This window comes from Peribacillus asahii, assembly GCF_004006295.1.
GTDB lineage: Bacteria > Bacillota > Bacilli > Bacillales > DSM-1321 > Peribacillus > Peribacillus asahii_A.
In genome coordinates, this window is record NZ_CP026095.1 from 2918904 (window position 1) to 2940622 (window position 21719).

The following is a 21719-nucleotide window of genomic DNA, read 5'->3' on the forward strand; positions in this document are numbered from 1 at the left end:
TTATGTGAGTATGATTGGTTGGTCTACTCTTCTCCTTTCATGCTCGATATTTTTTCATAACATACAGATAAATTTAATGAGTGTGGAGGGTGATTTGTGATGGCTATTATTGAGGGACAAATGGTTAAAGTTAAATGGACGACAAAAAATAAAAAATATTTCGAATTATTTGGATATCAATTTACCTGTAAAGGTGAAGAATTCGAAATAAGAATAAATGAGCTAAATAAAGGATCAAGGATAGAAATAGAATGCACTTGTAATCAATGTAAAGATATATTTAAAAGAGAAGCTAAACGTGCTTTTAAATCCGATAAACATTTCTGCTCAAATGAATGCAGAAATAAATACAATAAATTAAACCCGATAACTCCTGAAACAAAAGTAGAATACAATTGTGATATGTGTGACAAATCTTTCAGAGTAGCTAATTATAGATTTCAACAAGTAAAAAACGGAGAGCATGAAAATTTATTTTGTAGCAGAGAATGTCAAGGTAAATGGAACAGCTTAAATCGCACAGGAGAGAATAACCCACATTTTAATTCAATCAAAATAAACTGTGAATACTGTGAAGAAGAATTTTCAGTACCAAAACACAGACAACATACTGCTAAATTTTGTTCTGATAAATGTAAAAGAATTGGTTCTAGAAAAAGGATAGAAATAAATTGTGGGGTTTGTAATAAGAAATTAGAAGTAGCACCTTCTAAAATCGAACAAAGTAAAAGTGGTCAAGTATTTTGCTCAAACGAATGTGTTGGAAAATATAACGCTATTAGACATAAAGAAAACAGGATTAATAAAACATGTTTGATATGTAATACACATTATGATGTAAAACCTTCGGAAGCTGAGAAAAGCGTCACCTGTTCTGTTGAATGTCAAAAAATTTGGCAATCAAAATACTTAATTGGTGAAAATGCCAACAATTATAATTCGAATATCACATCTGAAATGAGAATGCATAATTGTGATTGGTGTGGAACGAAATATGAATTGAAAGCCCCTTATAAAATCAAAATGAGAGAACAAGGTAAATCGTTATTTTGTTCTATTAGATGCTATCGTGAATGGTATGCGAAAGAATGGTCACAATCTCTCGAATGGAAAGATGAAAGTAGAATGAGAGCAGTCAGAATGTTAGAAGATGGCACTTTTAATAAAACTGACACAGAGTGTCAAATGATAATCAATGAGATATTAGACAATTTAAAAATAAAATATGAAAATGAATACAATTGCAAATATTATGCTGTAGATAATTATTTAGTTGATTATAATTTAATGATTGAAGTTAATGGAGGATATTGGCACGCTGACCCAAGAATTTATCATGAAATAAATTATCAGAATCAAGTTGATAGAATTAAAAACGACAAAGCAAAAAATACTTACATTAAAAATAATTATGAAATAAATATTTTGTATCTATGGGAAGAAGACATCTTAGAAAATAGAGAATTGTGCGAGTTACTTATAAAAGAATATATAGAGTCACAAGGAAAGTTAGATTATTATCACAGTTTTAACTATGCTTTAAACGATAATAAAATCGAGATAACGAATAACATTATAATTCCATTTATGGAGTACAGCATTGAAGAATTAAGAACATTAATTAATATAGTAGGTAAAAAGAAAAACAAAAAACAAGCTGATAAGTGGATAATATTTAATTGTGATAATTGTGGCACAGAAAAAGAACAATTAATATCGCACTACAAAAATAATAAAAGTCATTGTTGTAGTGTAAAGTGTGCTGTCGAATATAGATTACAATTAAGAAAATAAGTATTATCTCATGGTAAATATGTTATAATGTAAGTAAAATTTACCATGAGGTGATTACACTGAAAAAGCTATTATCAATCCTACTCCCCTTCTTTTTATTCGCATGTTCATCTAATACAAGTGGCGTAGATAATTCTCTTTATAAAGACAGTGAAGAAATTATAAATATTATTAATCAAATGCATGGTCAAGGTGAACGTATGTTAAACGAAAAGGAAGAAGCTAAGCTCCAATCATTCTTTGATGAATATAAATATAACGAAGATGGTGTTAATAAAACTAAAGATGAACAAATTGTTTATGATATTTATCATTTAGAAGTTATTAACTCTCACTATATGTTGGCGTATCAAACTGGTAACAGAGAAACAATGGATGAAAAACGCAAAGAATATGAAGGTATATTAAATAAAATTGAGTCAGATTACGGAATAAAGATAGATGAATAAATAACATTTAGGAAGTGTCCTTTCATTGGCACTTCTTTTTTTATTTTTAAGAAAGGAGTGTTCATATGAACAATGACATTAAAATATCCATAGTTTCCATTTTAGACATAAACCAATCGACATCTCAGATAAACAGAGATATCGCTACACTTGAAAAGAAAATTAATAGTATAAAATTAAATATCCAAGTCGATGAAAAGGTGTCCAAAATCCTAGCTCAATACTCTCAAGCTATGGAAAATCACAAAAAGATTAACCAAGACTTAAACAGAGTAATGAAAGAAGAAAAAACCATCTCTAAAGAGAATAACGGAATCATTAAAGAAAGTATTACTCAACATCTTAAAAATGGCGAAATTATTCAACGTGAAATTGAGCGTATAGATAAACGAACAAAAGCAACTAAACAAGAAACTGAAGTAATTAAACAACAGATTTCTGAATTAGAAAAGCTTGGACAACTTCAAAAACGAGTTACAAAAGAAAATGCCAAAGGTGCTACAGGTGGTTCTGATACATATAAAAATGGAAATACTTCCACTACTTATAATTATGATAAAGGTGGGAACGTTACTTCCAGTAGAACTACCCAAAACATCGAACAACAACGTTTAGCAACTGAAAAATTGCTCGCTACTCAAATTAGATTAAAAAATGAGTTTAATGAATTACAAAGACAAGGTACTATCACATCCTCTTCTCTTTCACGCTTAAATAATGCGATTGATAATACTAAGAATATTGATCAAATTAAAAAATTAGAAAATGCTTTATCTAGAGCTAAAACTAACGCTAACACTAATGTAGGTTTAGAGAACTATAAAAAACAAGCTAGTGTAAATGTTCAAAATTTAGCTAGATCAACAGGAATGTCCATGAATGATTCAAGTATTAAACAATATTTGAATTCAGTTAATGCTTTGACTTCTCGCACACCTAACCTAAATCAACAAATGTTGAATTTAAGTACTAGTTTTAGACAATTAGCTGCCAATGCTAGAGATACAGCGAAAGCTAATGAAACTTTAGGTAATTCACTAGCCGGAATCATGGGTAAAGTAGCCACATGGGGAATTGTCACTACAGCTATATACGGAACTATTAATGCAGCTAAAGATTTCATGTCAATTATTGTCGATATAGACACTAAAATGACCACTTTGAAAATGGTAACTGGTGAATCTGATCTATCGAGTGTATTTGATCGTGCTGTGGAAAGTTCAGAAAGATTCTCACGTTCAATTTCTGAAAGCATGGATGCCCTTGTTGAATTTTCTCGACAAGGTTTCAAAGGAGAAGAATTAAATGGTTTAGCTGACAGTGCCTTGATAGCTTCTGCCGTAGCCGACCTGAGTACTCAAAAATCAGCCGATTATCTAACTTCCACTCTTGTTCAATGGAACATGGAAGCAAAAGAATCGATGGGAATAATTGATGCTTAATTTCTAGGCATTTACAGTGGAAACATTGTATCTAAACCTCTTTAATTCGGTAGAACTCTAAGTCTAATTATTAGATATGACAATACCGAGCGAAGCCTCAAATGAGGAACGTGTAACGACTAGGCGGAAGCCGTACCTTATAAGCGATTGATAAGGGAAATGGGAGGAATCTTAACAGATAATGCTGAAGATTTTGATATAGTCTAATCTTATAGGAAACTATAAGCAGTACAATTAAAGTACGCTTTATTCTGTAGCGAGAATAAGGGAATATAATGTGGAATGAAATATCAAATAACTATGCTACGACAACTGAAAAATTGGCTCAGGGGCAAGCTAGAGCAGGTGCGACAGCTCGTGCTATGGGTCTTGACTTCGACCAATTAAACGCAATTGTCGGTACAGTAACGGCTGCCACAAAACAATCGGGTAAATTTCATTGCCCCTTATATTAGTGATGATATAAGCAAACCTTGAATATGCTGGAAACCCCTAAAGCTAACAGTACCGAAGTGTGACAATCTGTTAGATATTACAATGGGCAATCAGCAGGGATAGCCTTTTAGGAAGCCCCCAACGACTACCAAGAGGTAACTCAATAGAGTTAATGGTATAGTCTACTCCCTTTAAAATATAGCGAAAGCTAGGGTACACAAGAATGAAATTGGTAACTTTATTAAAAGTGTCCTCCCTCGTCTTACATCCAAACCTGCGCAAGACGCATTAGCATCGTTAAATGTTTCTATGCATGGCGAAGATGGAGATATGCGTGACATTATTGATATCTATTCTGAAGTAGCAGAAAAAACTAAGTCTCTAACAAAAGACCAAAAAATAGCAGTAACAGAAGGATTGGCTGGTAAAATATTTGCCGTCTAATATAGAAATGTATTAGATTATGACAGGGCAAAAACGGTGAAGGCTGAGATGCTAATACCGTGCTAACTAATTAATTAAATACCAATTAGTAGTGTAACGCATAGGAGATGAAACTGTAAGTACAGAATATAATTCTCCCACGAGTGTCCTGCATCCTACTTAATTATAAGAGGATGAAAATGTATGCTGAACTATATCAAATACGAAGATATAGAGCTAGAGGATAAAAAGCCTTTAGGATAACAATTTGAAATACCATATTACGAGAATGCAAGCCTTCTTGGATGACTTAGGTAGAACTGACTCCATGTACCGAAAAATATATCAATCATCAACGAATGCAGCAGGTTCAGCTTTAAAAGAGTATAAGACGTTCGAAGATAGCTTGCAAGCAAGAATCAATAGAGCTACTGTTGCTATAGAGAAATTAGCATTGGCATTAGGAGATGCTTTTTTAACGGATGGAATGGTTGAAGGTTTAGAAACATTCATCTCCCTACTCGGTTCATTTGAAGGATTAATTAAAACTATTGGTGGACTACCCGTTATATTAGGAGTCTTAAGCACTGCCGTTTTAATGTTAAATAAATCATTTTGGGCTGGAACTGCTGGTGTAAAAGGATTTCAATTATCACTAGTAGGTTTAGGAACTGTAGCTAAAACTACAGGAACTATGCTTAGGGGATTAGCTGCTGCAAGTGGAGTTGGATTGGCATTTGTAGCAATAGGAGCAGGTTTAGAATTTTTATTAAGTAAACAATCTGAAGCTAGGCAACGTGCTGAAGAATTGGAGCAACAAAACAGAGCTTTAACTGAATCCTATAAAGAGCACCAAGAGGATGTCGAATCTTTAACTAAAGAATATGAAAAATACGAAGAATTAATAAGCACGGGCGAATTTGGTGTAGATTATGATGCAACTGATATAGAAAAATACAGAAGTATCGCTAATGATTTAGCTAAAATTATGCCTGAATTAGTAATTGGTGAAGATCAATATGGCAATAAACTTATTGGTAGTAGTGAGCGAATTAAAGCTAAAACAGCCGACTTGGAGAAACAATTAGCGATACAAGAAAAATTAGATGCAATTCAAAGAAAAGAAGAAGTTGAAACTAATTACGACAATTCTAAAAAGGATTTAAAAGATAGACAAAAAGAACTGGATAATTTTTGGGCTGGAACAAGTAGTACGCTTAATCTGGACAGTTTAGAAGAAGCGGAAAAAATGTTCGATAGACTTCAAGATAAACTTGCGAATGGTAAGAAACTAAATCTCGTTGAGCAAGGTAATTTTGATTATCTTAAAGATGTAATTAAAGAATATAAAGGTTTAGAAACTGAAGTTGAATCATTAGCATTTATGTATAAACAAAACTTAATGGAAATGATTGACGTTAACGTTAAGTTAGATGATGCTACTAGTACTATGGCTAAATCAGTAATTGATGATTTCACATCTTTTGTTTCATCTGCTGGATTATCAGATCAGACACTCAGTAAAGTATTTGATGACCTTTTAAATGACGTTCAATATGATTCTAACTTCAAAAAGACACTAGAGGATTATTCAAGTGCAATAAAAGATTATCAGGATGCTATAAACAAAGGTTCTGATACGAAAAAAATAGAAGAGTATAAAAATAAAGCCACTGATGCTTTTGATGCAGTCAAAGATTCATTACTTAATTTAAAAGGTATGGATGGCATTGATGATAAAACATTAGATATGCTTACTAATCAATTAATATCATCTGGAAACGCTGCTTTAGTTGCTGGTATTGATTTTACTAAATTAGCAGAAAAAACAGGGATGACCACAAAAGAAATACAGGAACAGTTGGGATTATTACCTGAATTAGAAGACGGAATTAGTGGAACGGGTAATTCGTCTGAAAGTACTGCAAAATCAATATCTGAATTACAAAGTGCTGTTAAAGAGTTTGGCGAAGGTTCTGAAGAAGCTGCGAATGCTCAAGAACAGCTAACAGATATGTTCGATGACGCAATATCCAATATCGACTCCCTTAACGGAGTTCTTGACGATTTAAAAGAAAACCAAAAGTTATCTGCTGATTCAATAGGTTTACTTATCGAAAAGTACCCTCACCTTCTTGGTTATATTGGCAACGAAAAAGAACTAAGAAAACAAATCCAAATTGAAATGGAAAATGAAGAAAAAGTTGCCAAACAAGTAATGTTAGCTAAATTAGAATATAACGATGTATTCTATAAAGCAGCAGTCGAAGCTAATAGTAATCGTGTCAAAGCATTCCAAGATTTATACGGTGTAGATTTAACTATGTATAAGAATCTTGGTGAAGCGAAAGTTGCGGTTGAGAATGAGGTTCTTGCTGGAGTCGTTCAAGCTTGGAGTAGCCAATTAGAAAGTATTGAAACTAAAGCAAGAAATGTAGCTAACATAGTAAATGCAATGACTGGAAAAAATGGTTTAGCAGGACTCATGAATCCAAGTGCATTAGCTACTTATGCTTTTAGTGCTACATATAGTGGAGCTAGGGATTATGCAACGAAGGTTGAAGCTGATTTTAATGATATTTTCTTGGATCGTATTGAGATTGGATCTGATTTAAAAAAATCAACAGATAGCAACACTAAATCAACTAGAGACAACTCCAAAGCAGTAAAAGACGCAGCCGAAGAATACGATAAATTTACATATGTTGTAGATAAATCCAAAGACGCACTTGAAAAAGCGAATAAAGCATTAGAAAAACAACAGGCTAAACTTGATCAATATCCTAAGTATTCTAAAGAATATCGTAATGCCCTTCTTGAAGAAATCAATTTACTAGAAAAGAAAAATAAAGCTATTGATGGTGCAATAGATTCTATAGATAAGCAAATTAAAACTGGAAAGTATATTACAGAAGGTGTAGTTTCGCAGTCTGATGCAGTCAAGGATACTTTCTATAGTCCTACTTCTACTTCTAGTAAAAGTTCATCGGCTAAATTAGCAGGTAGCAGTAATGCTGAGAAGGCTATGAATTTCTTCATATCTCAAGGTTACAGTCCACAAGCCGCAGCAGGAATAGTTGGTAATTTACAACAAGAATCTACCCCTGCACTTAATCCTAAGCAGAAGCAATACGACGGGGGTCCCGGACGAGGAATAGCTCAATGGACATCTGGTAAAGCAAAAGGTAAACCTGATGATAGATGGGAGTTTTTCCTTGCTTGGGCTGCATCTAAAGGATTAGACCCTTATGATTTAGAAACTCAACTCATGTATATCGTGGTAGAACTAGAAGGTAAAGATAATGCCGAAAGAACTACTAATAGAAAATTAAATGCTCGTGGCGGAGTCACAGCTCTAAAAAACAATAGGAGTGTCGAAAGCTCAACAAGAGTATTCCAAGAGTCATTTGAACGTGCTGGAAAAGTTGAATATGCCAAACGATATAAATACGCTAATGATGCTTACAATAAATATGGTAAATCAGCTAAGGCATCAACAGCGAGTGTTAAAACTGCAAGTGTAGCTAAACCTGAACACGCTATTAACAGAACCTCTTCTGCTGATGTAGCTCAATGGTATTTGGATACCTTCAGAATGAGTGGAGATTTCGGTCAAAAAGACGCATTACATCCTAACGGTCACTGGGGAAGTGATATGAATGTAAAGGGTACTTCTGGCAATCAAGATAAAGGTACTCCTATCAAATCACTCACTAATGGTACGGTTAAACAAGTATTCTCGCACAAAGAAGCAGGAAACGCCATTGTTATACAAGGTGAAGACGGTAAAGAATATCGTTACATCCATTTAGAGAGTCTTCCTAAATTTAAAGCAGGAGATTCAATTAAAGCAGGGCAAACTATCGGGAAAATGGGAAGCACAGGAACGTCAACTGCTGCTCATCTAGACTTAAAAATAAAAGACAGTAAGGGTAATTACATTAATCCTGAGACATACATAAAGGATTTAGCTAAAGGTGGAGATGGTTCTAAAATTTCCGCAGTTTCAGCATCTACCTCTTCTACTCTCAAAGTTGGCTCAAGAGGTTCTGACGTAAAAGAATTACAAAAGGCGTTAGGAATTCCAGCAGACGGTATATTCGGTAAAGATACAGAAAAAGCAGTAAAAGCATTTCAGAAGAAAAATAAATTAGCTGTTGATGGAATAGCAGGTGCTCAAACTTTAAAGGCTTTAGGAATCAAAGTTGACGCAGGTAAAACTACATCCGAAAAAGAATCTGAGAAATCTAAAAAAGCTGCGGAAAATCAACAAAATGAAGATGCTGCTAAACAAGAAAAAGCTGATTTGCAAAATGAAATTCTACAAAATAATGCGGAAATTCAACAAATTTACAAAGCAGTTGCAGATTCTTTCTCTGAGCAAATGGAAAGAAACTCTAATAGTTTTCAATCTCAAGCTGATGCTAAACAAGAAAAAGCTGAGTACTACGGTGTTGCTACCAAAAAAGGTAGAGCTTACTTATCTGAACAATATGACTTGTTAGAGAAACAAGAAAAACAAGAACAAAAAGATATGAAAGCACTACAAGATTGGTACAAAAAAGAAAAGCCGGGTATGGACAAAGCGACTAGAGCTTATTGGAATGATATCCTTGGTGATATGCGAGTAGACAATGCTTCAACTAAGAAAGCTATGCAGGAAGTGGCTGCGAATGAAGTTCAAGCTTGGTCTGATCAATACGATGCTGAACTTGCTGAATTACAAACAAGAGCTGACCGTAAACGTCAAAAGGCTGAAATGTATGGAACCGAAACTGCAAAAGGTAGAGCTTATCTAAAAGAAGAAGCTATGCTACTTGAGCAAATTGAGAAGAAGCAACAATATAAGATTAAGAATATCGAAAAAGAAGTCAAAGCTAAATATAAAGCTGGAGAAATTGACAAGGCTACATTCGATTCTTATATGGCTTATATTCAAGGAGAATGGAAAGATTCTGCTACTGAAACTCAAGTAGAAATTCAAGCAATTGCAGAAGAAGTCTCAGAAAGCATCGTTAACGAAATGTTAGATGCTATCAATAAAATTGAAGAAGCTAACTCTAGAGCGATGGATAAGATTGAAGGTAGAATCCATAGATTAGAAGCTATGGATGTTAAAGTTCAATATGCAGAAGAAAAAGGTGAATTAGATGAACTCAATAGACATCTATCTATTTGGGAACGTGGTCTTGAATCCTTACAAAAAGATCTTCGGGATTTAGAATCAATTGATTTATCGAGTCTAGCATCAGTAGATGACGAAAATGAAGTTTTACGTGACATAGAAATTACAAAAGGTGCTATAGAGTCTACTCTTAGAGAAATTAAAAAGGTTAATAGTGAAATTGCAAAACAGGAAGACATTCTAAAAAATGTTTATGGTTTAGTAATAAACGAACACAACGCTAAGTTAAATCAATTACTAAAGGAACGTCAAGATATCCTTAATAATATCGCTAAGTTAGAAGCTAAACACACTTCCCTCACCCCTGCTAAACAAAAAGAAAATCTAGAACTAATTCAAGCAGAGCGAGATAAGTTAGATGCTAAAGATTTGTCTATTTTCGATCAACAGCAAACTATTAAAGAATTATACAGTTCAATTGCAGATGAATATGTCGATGCTATGAAGGAAGCCTATGAAGCTGAACGCACTATCAAGTTAAAACAACTTGATAAAATTCGTGAAGCTGAACAAAAAGCACATGATGAACGAATCGAGCGACTTAACGAAGAAGGCGAAAAATTAGACGAACTCTATAACAAGCGGATTCGTGAAATTGATGATAAAGAAAATGCTGACAACTATGACAAAGAATTATCAAAGAAACAACAAGAAGCACAAGAGATTCAAAATAAAATCAATAAGTTGTCAATGGATGATTCCACATGGGCTAAAAAGCAACGTGATGATTTAAGTAAGCAATTAGCTGACAAAAATGAAGAAATTCAGGATTTTATTCATGATAGAAGTCTTGAGCTACGTAAGCAATCTTTACAAGATGAATATGATGCTAAGAAAGAAAATATTAATCAGCAAGTCGAACTTGAGAATGAAGCATGGGATAAGCGTTCTGAAGAATTTGATTCTCAACAAGAGTTCATTGAAAAGATGTATGATAACATGATTAATAATGAGCGATATTGGAGTAAAGTAAGACAAGATATCCTAAAGGGAGATATTGCACAGTATACATCTTCTATTGGGACTATCACAGAAACAATATCTTCAAACGCTCAGTTAGTTGGTTTAAGTGTATCTGAAAATATCACGGATGTTTTAAACGAATCATTATTAGCTTTGGAATCTCTGAAAGAAGGTTTCTATGACCTTCAAAGTGCTTCTAATTTAACGATATCTAATCAAGATACAACTACTGCAAATAAAGCTAATATCCAAGCTAAGAAAGATGCTGTTACAAATGCTCAAAAATATGCACAAACATCAGTAATTGGTGCTAGTAGTGCTGATAGAAAGAAAGCTTTAACTGACTTAGAAAAGGCACAGAACGAATACAATAAATTAGAGGGCGTAAAGGATATCTTATCAACAGCAAAAGCAACTATAGATTTGAACATGTATGATGATACAGAAAAAAGCTACTTAGTTAGATCTGTATCTAAAAATGACGTTGTTGAATTCTTAGGATATGAAAAAGGCTATGCCAAAGTTAAATATGATGGTGCTGTAGGATATGTGACAAGTGGATATTTACAAATTGGAAACTATTCTACTATGGAAGAAAAAGAAGCGAAAAAGAAAGCAGAATTAGCCAAATTACAAAAAGAAAAAGAGAGAATCGGAAAAGAACTGACTAAGGCACAAGCTTCTGGAAATAAACCTGAAGTATCTAAGTTAACAAAAGAATTAGATGTAATAAGTAAAGAGTATGACAAAGTATCTAATACTCCTTTGAATGAATTTCATGATGGTGGAATTGTTGGTAAAACTCCTTCTACGAGTAATAAATTAACTGAATTAGCTAATAAATTGTTTAATACAAAGCCTAACGAAGAAGTAATCAAATCGCTAAAAGGTGAATTACAAATTCCACCTAAGAATATTCCTAATATATTTACTAACATGAAAAATCTCATCAAATCAGTTACACCAAATATCGCCCTCTCCCCTGCTACTACGACAGTTAATATGAATATTAACATAGCTAAACTTGAAGGTGGAGAAAAAGGTGCAAATGAATTATTCAAAGTATTAAATAAAAATTTAGCAGGAATGGGGTTGAAATAATCTATGCTAGAAAGTTTAGATTTCCATTATGACGGAATAAGTTCTAAAGATATGGGGTTAATGAGCGTAAAGTTGGATTCAGGTTTATTTGAAGAAATATTTCTACCATCTAGAAATATTAATGAGGTAAAAGTAAAAGGTAATGATAAATCTTATTTTCAAAGCGTAGAGAGGGATAATATTTCCCTCCCCCTTACCTTTCTAATGCCTGATGGATATGCAGAGGATCAAGAACGTAAAATTAAACGTTGGTTCAACCAAGACTATTACAAACCTTTTTATTTTGATGATTATCCTCATCGTATGTTTTATGTCATGTATAAAGGTGATTCAAGAATTTCTCATAATGGATTAGGGCAGGGTTACTTTACAATTGAATTAGCATCTAATAGTCCATATAGTTATAGTCCAGTCTACTCCTCCCCTTTCATTGAAGTGGATGGTGAATATGATTTCGAATTTGAAAATGATGGTGATTTAGATGTATTTCCTGAAATATGGATTAAAAATAAATCTCAACAAGAGAATATTAAGATACATAATCTAAGTAACGGTATTAAGTTTGAATTCACAGGGAAAGCTGCAACATTAATTGCTAATGAACAGGCTTTACCAACAACAGATTTAACTAATATTTCTGCCGATGCAAAGTTACTTATCATTATCGACGGAACTAATTATGAGATAAATAAAGCCTCGATACTATCTGCAACAGGTGAAAATAAAAATATTACACACTTAATCAATCTAATCAATACTGCTATCGGTACGAGTGGATTTGCAGAAAATGATGGAACAGGTAGAATTAAAATAGCTTCTTTCAGTAAAGGATTAGACTCAATAGTTACTGTCATTCCACTTGGTTCCTCTATAATTGGATTAGATTCTGCTTTTGGTTTTACCGGAAATGCATCCACTAGAGGTACAGGACTTGCACTTAATGAAACTGTATACATCGACAATGAGAAAAAAGATATTGAGAGTGATCTTCCATTAACGTATAGATATGATGATTTCAACGGTGAATATTTGTGTTTAAATCGAGGCATCAATCGTTTACGTATTTTTGGGACTTGTGAAATTCAATTTAGATATCAATTGTCATTTTTAATCTAAGAGAGTCTTAATCGGCTCTCTTTTTATTTTTAAAGATAATTTAAACAAAATCAAATGAGGTGATGCAAATGGTTATTTACAGTCAGAAACTAATGGCAAAGTTAGTATTGAAAGGCTTTGTCTTACAAGGAATGGGTAAAAATAGTAATGATAAACATAAAAATGTTTTCTACTTCAAAGATAGTGAAGAGTTGAGAAAAGCTATGGACGAACTCAAACAATAAATAATTAAATATATTTTCGAATACAAGGCTACCGATTATTCGGTGGTCTTTTTATTGTCTAATTTTATAACAAATGGAGGAATGGAAAGATGGAATATCGAGGAATTAAATTAGCTGACAGTGTTAAATTACACATGAAAAATGGAGATTTTAATAAAAAGATTAAAAATGGACTAGACACATTCATTGACAAATTAGAAGAAAATAACCATGAAGCATTAAGTGAATATATTGGTACTCATGAACTTATATTAATTAATTTTTCATGTTTCCATGAACCGCACTGGATATCACCATCTAACTATAAAAAAGGAAGAGGCTGTCCGAAATGTTCAGGTAAAAATTTAGAACAAGCTAAAGAAAATTTAATTTTGATGACAAAACAAAATGGACATGAGTTATTAACTGAATATATAAATGCAAAAACAAAAGTATTAATAGATTTCAAATGTGGACATGATCCTCATGAAATTTACCCATATAGTTATAAAAATGGTGAAAGATGTCCAAAATGTGCAGGATTATGTCCGATACAAGCGAAAGAAAGTTTAATAGCATTAATCGAATCAAATGGTCACGAATGGGTTGATGGCGAATATATAAACGCAAAAACAAAAGTAAAAATTGATTTTAAGTGCGGACATATTCCACACGAAATCACGCCATATAGTTATAGAATCGGTCATGGTTGTCCTAAATGTAACGGAAAGTGTCCTGAACAAGCAAAAGAAGAATTAATCAATTTAGTTAGTTTTAATGGTCATGAATTACTGAGTGACTATGTAAATAATAAAACTAAGATACTAATAGATTTTAAATGTGGGCACAAACCTAATTGGTCAAAACCATCTGATTATAAAAAAGGGATTAGATGCCCTCTATGTTCAGAATCAAAAGGTGAAAAACAAATTAGAAAATGGTTAGAAGAAAATAACATGCACTTTGAGTCACAAAAAGAATTTGATGGTTTAGTTGGAACTGGTGGAGGATTACTTTCTTATGATTTTTATTTACCTGATTATAATTTATTGATTGAATATCAAGGACAGTATCATGACGGGACAGTGAGAAATCAAACTGAAGAAGAGTTTAAGAAACAACAAGAACATGACAGACGCAAAAGAGAATATACTGAAAAGAATAACATTAATATTCTAGAAATATGGTATTGGGATTACGACAAAGTTGAGGAAATGCTTAAAAGTAAATTAAATATATAATAATGAAAGGAGGATAAAAATTTGAGATTAGGAACAATAGACTTATCGTTAAAACCTCAAAAACCTAAGTTATCCATTTGCAAACCGAACAGAGTAAAAATTGGAGAATTAACAGAAGCGTATAATATTAAACATGATGTTTTTTTAGGAAAAGTAAGCGAACTAAGTTTTACTATTCCTTATCTTGTAGAGGATAAACATGAGTTAGTTGGAAATCCAAATATAGACAAGTTAAAAGATAGATACTTAATTAAACTAGAATTAGGTAATTTAATCGAATGGTACATAATTAACGATGTAACTGATAGTTCAGATGAAACCAAAGATGATAAAAATGTACACTGTTATTCGTTAGCATGGCAACTCAATGACAAATTAATCAGGGGACTAGAAGAAACGTCTGTAAATGCAACTAGTATACTTAATACAGCATTATTGGGTAGCACATGGGGAATCGGTTATATAGATAGTGACTTTGATATTCGCTTCCGATCATTTGAAGTATCTGAATCTACCGTGCTGGACTTTATTTTTCAAGTGGCGGATACATTCGCTACAGTAGTTGAATTCAATACAGTTAATCGTTCAGTTAGCTTAAAGAAAGAAGAAAGTATTGGTACAAATAAAGGATTAAGACTTTCATATGGAAAATATCTTCAAACATTAAGCAGACAATCTAATTCAGATGAAATGGTTACTCGTTTTCATGTGTTTGGCAATGAGAATCTAAGTATACAGAATTTAAATATGACAGGTACTACCTTTCTTGAAAATTTCTCATACTTCTTGTACCCTTTCAAAATGGATGAAAACGAAAATATTATTAGTCATTCCTATTATATGTCAGATAACTTATGTAAGGCACAGATTAAGTATCAGGATTTAATTGTAGCAAGAAAGCCTACATTCAAGAGCTACTTGACGCAATTAGAACAACACCAAACCACCCTTTTCACAAAAGAAACGGAAATGACAACTTTACAAAATGAGTTAAATATCATTGAAGATAAAATTTATATTGCTAAAGGTATGGAAGAAGATACTTCTACTTTAGATGCTCAAAAAACAACTAAAAATAATGAGATCGCCAATAAGCAGACTGAGATTAATAATGTAAAAGCTCAAATTACTACTGTAAACAATAATATTTCTGCATTGAGAGCTGAAATAGCTGTTGAAAATAACTTTACAGTAGATGAGATTAAAGAGCGTAACGATTTCATTATTGAAAAAACTTGGCAAGATGATAACTTTATTGATGAGCAAGATTTATATGATGAAGCCATTAGACGCTTTGAGGAACTGAAAGCACCTAAGACTACATTTAACATTGATATCATTAATTTTCTAAATGTCATTGAGGAGCAGCGTAATTGGAATAAGCTATCTATTGGTGATACAGTAACGATTAATTACGAGCTATTGGGTGTAAATATCACAGCTAAAATTATAGAAATTCATTTTGATTATGAATCAGACAATATCAGTTTAACTATTTCAAACACTGCTGATATTTTAGATGAGGCTACAAAATTAGCCAAGAAAATCTATGACTCCTACTCCACTTCTACCTCTCTAGATATGTCTAAGTATAAATGGAATGAAAGTGCAAAAAAGATGGGAGAAGTTAATGAAATTATAAACTCTGAGTGGGATGCTACGAAAAGAGAAATATCCGCAGGGGTTAATAATTCGATTAGCATTTCAGGTAGAGGTATCGTAATTACAAATCCAGATGACCCGTTAAAACAGTTAATTGCTCAATCAGGAGTTTTAGCTTTAACTATGGATGGTGGCAACACTTGGAAGACTGCAATAAAACCTGACAAAATTGTAGCCGAAGTGGTAATGGGAAAACTGATTACAGGAGTAAATTTAGTAATTGAGAATCAATCTGGAACTTACACTATAGATGGAAATGGGTTCAATATCACTCGTTCAGATGACAAAGTTAAAATCGGAATTAATGTTTCGGATGGAATTAAAATACAAGCAAAAGATGTCTATGGTCAATGGAAAGATAAATTTTACGCTGATACAAATGGTAATTTAACCTTCTCAGGTACTCTCTCTGGTGCTGACGGTACGTTTTCAGGTACAGTGTCCGCAGGTAAAATTATTGGTGGTACGATGGAAGCTACTGATATCACGGGTGGAAGTATCAATATTGGTAACGGTAATTTCACTGTGAATTCATCAGGGGAAATGGTAGCTAAAAGTGGTGAGTTTAGTGGAACGATTATTGGTTCTATAATTAAATCTAGTGATAAAAATACCAGTCTAACTATAAATGCTGGAAGTATGAAAGTAGAAAGCTCGTTAGGAGCTTATGTAACCGTAAGTCCAAATGGGATTGTAGGATATGACAACCAAGGTGCTCAAAAATACAGCATGGATGCTAATCTAGTCACATCCACAGCATTAGCTACCGTCAATAAAAACGTTTATTTGGGAACGTTACAAGGTGGAGAAGTTCGGGTCGTTGACGCATTTGGATTACCTAGTGACGGTGCTGTCGGTAGTTATTCATACCGAAATTTACGATGTCGAGATGTTATTTCTCACGGTAATATCGAAGCAGAGTATATAGCTTCTAAAGGTGCGCTTATCGCTGGTGGAGATTTAGTTGTAACGGGGGATATCTTTGCAAATCAAGGTGCTGTAGCTACTCAAACATGGGTTCAACAACAAGGATACTCTACTGGTATTTCAAGCAGTCCTGTTTTTAACAGTGTAACTGCTGATATTTTCTATGGTCGTGAGGGTGGTAGTTTAGCTATGGGTTGGGATGGTCAACAATTTTTTCAATCTACTACTATCTACAACCGAACGTACAGCTCTGATGCAAATATATACATTACTTCTTTTGGTACACTAGGTCGATCCACTTCAGCTTCTAAATATAAGTTAAACATTGAAGAGTATAATGTATCTAAATCTAAAAATATCTTAGATTTAACTCCCAAAACGTGGTTCGATAAAACAGCTACAGAACAATATGCAGAATATTTAACGAAAATAAGTCCTGTAGATATCGAAGGGAATCCAGTGGAACCGCAAGAAGTTCCTGAAATGATAGATATTCCATACATGGAAACCCATACAGGTTTAATTGCGGAAGATGTAGAGGCTGTTGGATTGAGTGAGTTTGTTACATATGGCGCACCTGATGAAAACGGAAATCGTGAAGTGGAAGGATTGGAGTACAGTCGATTATGGGTACTACTCATCCCCTTAGTTAAAGAGCAGCAAACAAAAATTGAGGAATTAGAACAAAGACTTATAGCTTTAGAAGGATAAACAAGGAGGAAACATTAAATGGATATTCAAGTTAAAGATTTTAATAAGATTGTAGAGCAATATGACAGAATGGTAGCTCAATTAAATCGAGAGAATATTTTTCTCAAAGCAGTGATTGAAGAGTTACAAGCTAACTCCCCTACTACTGGTGAGCAAGTAGAATTAAGTAAATAAAATTAAATAAAAGTTGAATTTTAACGGAAAATGGACGCTCAAAAAGCCTTATTTTACAGGGTTTTTCGAGTGTTTATTTTTTTATTTTTAAATAAGGAGGTTATTTAATGACGTTCGATTATGATGATCAAATAATTATATCTCGCAGACAAGGAAATTCAGAGTCTCCTTATGTGCATATAGACGAATCCTTGGTTATTGATCCGCATGGTAAAGTTATACTAACAGAAATGCCCTCTAAGTTTAATGGAGTTTCAGTTAGTGGAGACAATAAGACTTGGTTCGAAATTAAAAAAGGTGTTCCAAAGGCTAATGAATATTTGGTAGATTACAAGGGTGGGAAAGCTGTAACCTTTAATATCTCCAATGCAGGTAAACAATTAGCATTTTCCTATGAGGGTATGGGTCAACATTTTATCCCAAGTTCGATGGTTTATACAGAACAGGAAAATGGAACTGTCGTTGAAACACTTAAAGGTTTAGTAGATAAATCCAAAGCAGACTTAGCAACAGATAGACAATCAGTTCAAGATAAATTACAAGAAGCTACCGACAAAATTGATGAAACTGAAGTAGCTAGACAAACTGTAATTCAAACTAATACTGATGTTAATGCAGAAGAAGAAATTCGTGTTTCAAGTGAAAATACTCGTATCTCTACTGAAAATCAGAGAGGTTTAGACGAAACAGAGAGAAAAAATTCAGAATCAACAAGAAAAGTAAATGAGCTAGAAAGAATTAACGCTGAGAATATTCGCATAAGCAATGAGTCATCAAGGGTTACTGCCGAGAATGAACGTGAAGAAAATGAATCTCAGAGAATTCTTGATGAAGCAGATAGAGAAGCAACAGAAGATGTCCGAATCTCAAACGAGAATACAAGGATTTCAAGTGAGAATTCAAGGGTTAGTGCTGAAGCAGTAAGAGAATCACAAGAAACAGCGAGACAGCAATTTGCTGCAACTGCTCTTACAGACTTGAACACTCTTACAAACAATACTAAATTCATTGAACCTTATAACACTACGACTACATATAAACCAAATAATATTGTCAGTCTTAACGGGAATTCTTACATCTGTAAGAAAACGAGTACAAATAACACTCCTCCAGATCCTCTAATCGCAACGGGAAATGAGTTTTGGGGGTTGCTAAGTCGCAAAGGTGCGGATTCGAACGGAAATGTAGTTGTACATAAAGATAAATTCATCGCAACTGAAGGTCAAACAATTTTCACATTATCATATCCGTATGACCAATTCCAAAATAGAACAACTGTAACAGTTGGTGGAGTTCCACAAAGAACACCTGATAATTATGAAGAAGCGAATTCTAATACAATTATATTGAATGACCCTGTATCTGCTGGAACGGTTGTTGAAGTAAAATATTTCAGCGAAGCCCTCCCCCTAGCTTCGGATATTCAAACTGTTGTTGATAATCACACAGATGAAATTAACAAATTTAATAATCAATCTATCTACACTGAAGATTTCATTGCAGTTGAAGGTCAAACTGTATTCACTTTGCAAACTATATATGACCAACTACAAGACAAGGTTGAAGTTTATGTAGATGGTGTACCTCAAGATTCAGGTGATAACTTTACTGAAAGTGCAAATAACCAGATCACATTAAGCGAGGGTGTGCCGTTAGGGACGGAAGTTAAAGTAAGATATTTCGGTAAACGACTCCCTATTGGAACTGATGTGGAAGTTGCATTGAATACTCATGCGGAAACTTTGGGTAATCATACAACAGAGTTGAATAGTCATGCAAGTGATATTACTTCTCTTACGTCCCAGTTGGCGGAAACTATTCAACAAATCAAAAACATTGTGACTGTCGATGTGAAATCCTTTGGAGCAAAAGGTGACGGGGTAACAGATGACAGTGTAGCGATTCAAAATGCTATAGCAACACTTCCAAAAACAGGTGGTAAACTACTATTCCCACCTGGGGTTTATCTACATGGGGATGGAGTAACGACAGGATATTCGTACACACCTAATCCGAGTTACCCTAACAGACCACTTGAAGATGCAGAACATCCTGTTGACATAGGTAGAGATATACGATTTATCTTCAAAGATTATGATAATCTGACTATTTCGGGATACGGTGCGACCATACAATCACATGATAACAACGGGGAGTGTAGAAATAACTCCATATTAACATTTGAAAACTGTACTAATTTGCGTATCGAAGGTTTAAAAATTGATGGCAGGTCGCAATTTAGAGAACCTGTACTCGGTGATTACAACACAGGAAAAGGGTACGCTGATAGATCAAACATTTATATTAAGTTTGGGGAAAATATCACCTTGCAAGACGTTGAGAGTAACTATTCGATGATGGATGGTGTTTTCTTGTTTGGAAATGAAACAACATCACTGTCTAATGTTAGAGTGGTGAACTGTAATTGTTATTATAATTACAGACAAGGTATGACTATATCCAGTGTGAATGATTGCGTTGTGGATGGCGGAAATTATTCGTTTACAGGAGTATTAAGAGGCACTCTACCAAAAGCAGGAATTGACGTAGAGGCAGATGCACATGAAAGTTATAATGTAGCTATTAAAAATGCGAAATTTGACAGTAATGCTGTTAGCGGACTTGCTTTGTCTTTTAGAGGTAGTAATATAACTGTAGAGCAGTGTACGTTTGTAAATAAAGGTGTTACAACGGTTAGAGATGATAGTTGTGTAAATAACGTCGTAAAAGGGAATGTCTTTATAAACTGCGGACTAGGATTTTCACAGTACGGTGTAAAGTATTATGATAACTTATTTAAGTTTGATACTGAGGGGTTGTCAACTAATTATCATTTTGATTTTGGAGTAAACACAGATAAAGTAGATGGGAAACTGGATGTCTTTGAACGAAATACGATTCTAGTTGATTTAGAGGATGTACCTCTCGGCTCTACAGGAGCGTTGGGTTGCTTTAAGCTCACAGGAACAAGAGTTATGTCATTCAAAAATAACATTATAAAAAACAGTTATGTGAATCAGTCAGGTCTAGCTTACGCTATTTGGTTATCTGGTGTTGGATTGAACTTAGAAAACAACCAAATGATATTTGATTACGCTGGCACGAATATTAGTTCTAGCAACCAAAGGACGAACATTGTTTCTCCAGTGTACAAAGATAACAATGTAACAGGATTCACGAGAGACAGCACAGATACAAAATATTCTAATCAATACGGTGCATCAAGTGACTTTAAGTTTTCTAAATCTTTCGGTATCGCTAATCAAGTCAATAAATTACACAAGATAAACGCTAATTATAGTGGAACTTTAAAAGTATCTGCTAATACAGGAGATTTTGAACTTTATGAACTGAAATACAATTCAAGCGCAGGAACATTGACTGTAAATATGACACAACAAAACGGTACATCAGCATTCTGTAATGTTTATAAAAGTGCAACTTATCTCTATATTGAACCATTATTATCTAGTTTGGTTGTAGAGATAGATTTTTCTTTACCGAGTGCGACATCTCGCAGAAGTCCATTAGACGTAACCTTGGATTTAGATACTGTCACAGATAAAGCAACACTCCTACTTCTAGCTAAACCATTATTAAGTAAGTCCGTAACATCAAAAGAAGCAATAACACAAACTCCACCATACAAAGGATTTACAACTTTTGATGAATCGAGAAATAAAAATATAACATGGACTGGAACTGGTTGGGTAGACCAAATGGGTACAGTTGTTTAACACACAGTCGGAACAAACTGTACGATAATAACTAAATTAATGTAAATACATAAAAATCGACAATCGAATAAAAGAACAATTTTATCAGAAAAGATGGCGTTCAAAACCTAGTAAAATCAAGGGTTTTGAGCGTCATATTTTTATTATTTAGGAATA

12 protein-coding genes are annotated in these 21719 nt (G+C 33.6%); all 12 read left to right on the forward strand.

The features are described 5' to 3' along the window. The first annotated feature begins 96 nt into the window (after window positions 1-96). The 12 genes from BAOM_RS14340 to BAOM_RS14385 all read left to right on the forward strand — a co-directional run bounded on the left by BAOM_RS14340 (window position 97) and on the right by BAOM_RS14385 (window position 21563). Window positions 97-1794, forward strand: coding sequence for a PDDEXK family nuclease (locus BAOM_RS14340; protein WP_127760851.1), 1698 nt, complete (start codon window positions 97-99; stop codon window positions 1792-1794). A 50-nt stretch (window positions 1795-1844) separates the two neighbouring features. Then, complete coding sequence (locus tag BAOM_RS14345) at window positions 1845-2243, forward strand: hypothetical protein (RefSeq protein WP_127760852.1); 399 nt, start codon at window positions 1845-1847, stop codon at window positions 2241-2243. Window positions 2244-2308: 65 nt separating this feature from the next. Further along, window positions 2309-3685: a phage tail tape measure protein gene (locus BAOM_RS14350; protein ID WP_127760853.1), complete on the forward strand. Its 1377-nt coding sequence runs from the start codon at window positions 2309-2311 to the stop codon at window positions 3683-3685. Between the two features lie 275 nt (window positions 3686-3960). After that, window positions 3961-4140: a phage tail tape measure protein gene (locus BAOM_RS14355; RefSeq protein WP_127760854.1), complete on the forward strand. Its 180-nt coding sequence runs from the start codon at window positions 3961-3963 to the stop codon at window positions 4138-4140. Window positions 4141-4318: 178 nt separating this feature from the next. Then, entirely contained in the window at window positions 4319-4564 is a 246-nt protein-coding gene (locus BAOM_RS25565) for a phage tail tape measure protein (protein ID WP_127760855.1), read from the forward strand. 280 nt (window positions 4565-4844) lie between these two features. After that, complete coding sequence (locus tag BAOM_RS14365; RefSeq protein ID WP_164853247.1) at window positions 4845-11792, forward strand: phage tail tip lysozyme; 6948 nt, start codon at window positions 4845-4847, stop codon at window positions 11790-11792. 3 nt (window positions 11793-11795) lie between these two features. Further along, window positions 11796-12908, forward strand: coding sequence for a phage tail domain-containing protein (locus tag BAOM_RS14370; RefSeq protein WP_127760857.1), 1113 nt, complete (start codon window positions 11796-11798; stop codon window positions 12906-12908). A 68-nt stretch (window positions 12909-12976) separates the two neighbouring features. Next, on the forward strand, window positions 12977-13132 hold the full coding sequence (locus tag BAOM_RS24535) for a DUF5659 domain-containing protein (protein WP_164853248.1): 156 nt from the start codon (window positions 12977-12979) through the stop codon (window positions 13130-13132). An 89-nt stretch (window positions 13133-13221) separates the two neighbouring features. Further along, window positions 13222-14352: a PDDEXK family nuclease gene (locus tag BAOM_RS14375; RefSeq protein WP_127760858.1), complete on the forward strand. Its 1131-nt coding sequence runs from the start codon at window positions 13222-13224 to the stop codon at window positions 14350-14352. Window positions 14353-14373: 21 nt separating this feature from the next. Continuing rightward, complete coding sequence (locus tag BAOM_RS14380) at window positions 14374-17652, forward strand: phage tail spike protein (protein ID WP_127760859.1); 3279 nt, start codon at window positions 14374-14376, stop codon at window positions 17650-17652. 18 nt (window positions 17653-17670) lie between these two features. Further along, a complete protein-coding gene (locus tag BAOM_RS24540; RefSeq protein WP_164853249.1) occupies window positions 17671-17826 on the forward strand; it encodes a hypothetical protein in 156 nt (51 codons plus the stop codon). A 107-nt stretch (window positions 17827-17933) separates the two neighbouring features. Continuing rightward, entirely contained in the window at window positions 17934-21563 is a 3630-nt protein-coding gene (locus BAOM_RS14385; protein WP_127760860.1) for a glycosyl hydrolase family 28-related protein, read from the forward strand. Window positions 21564-21719 lie beyond the last annotated feature (156 nt).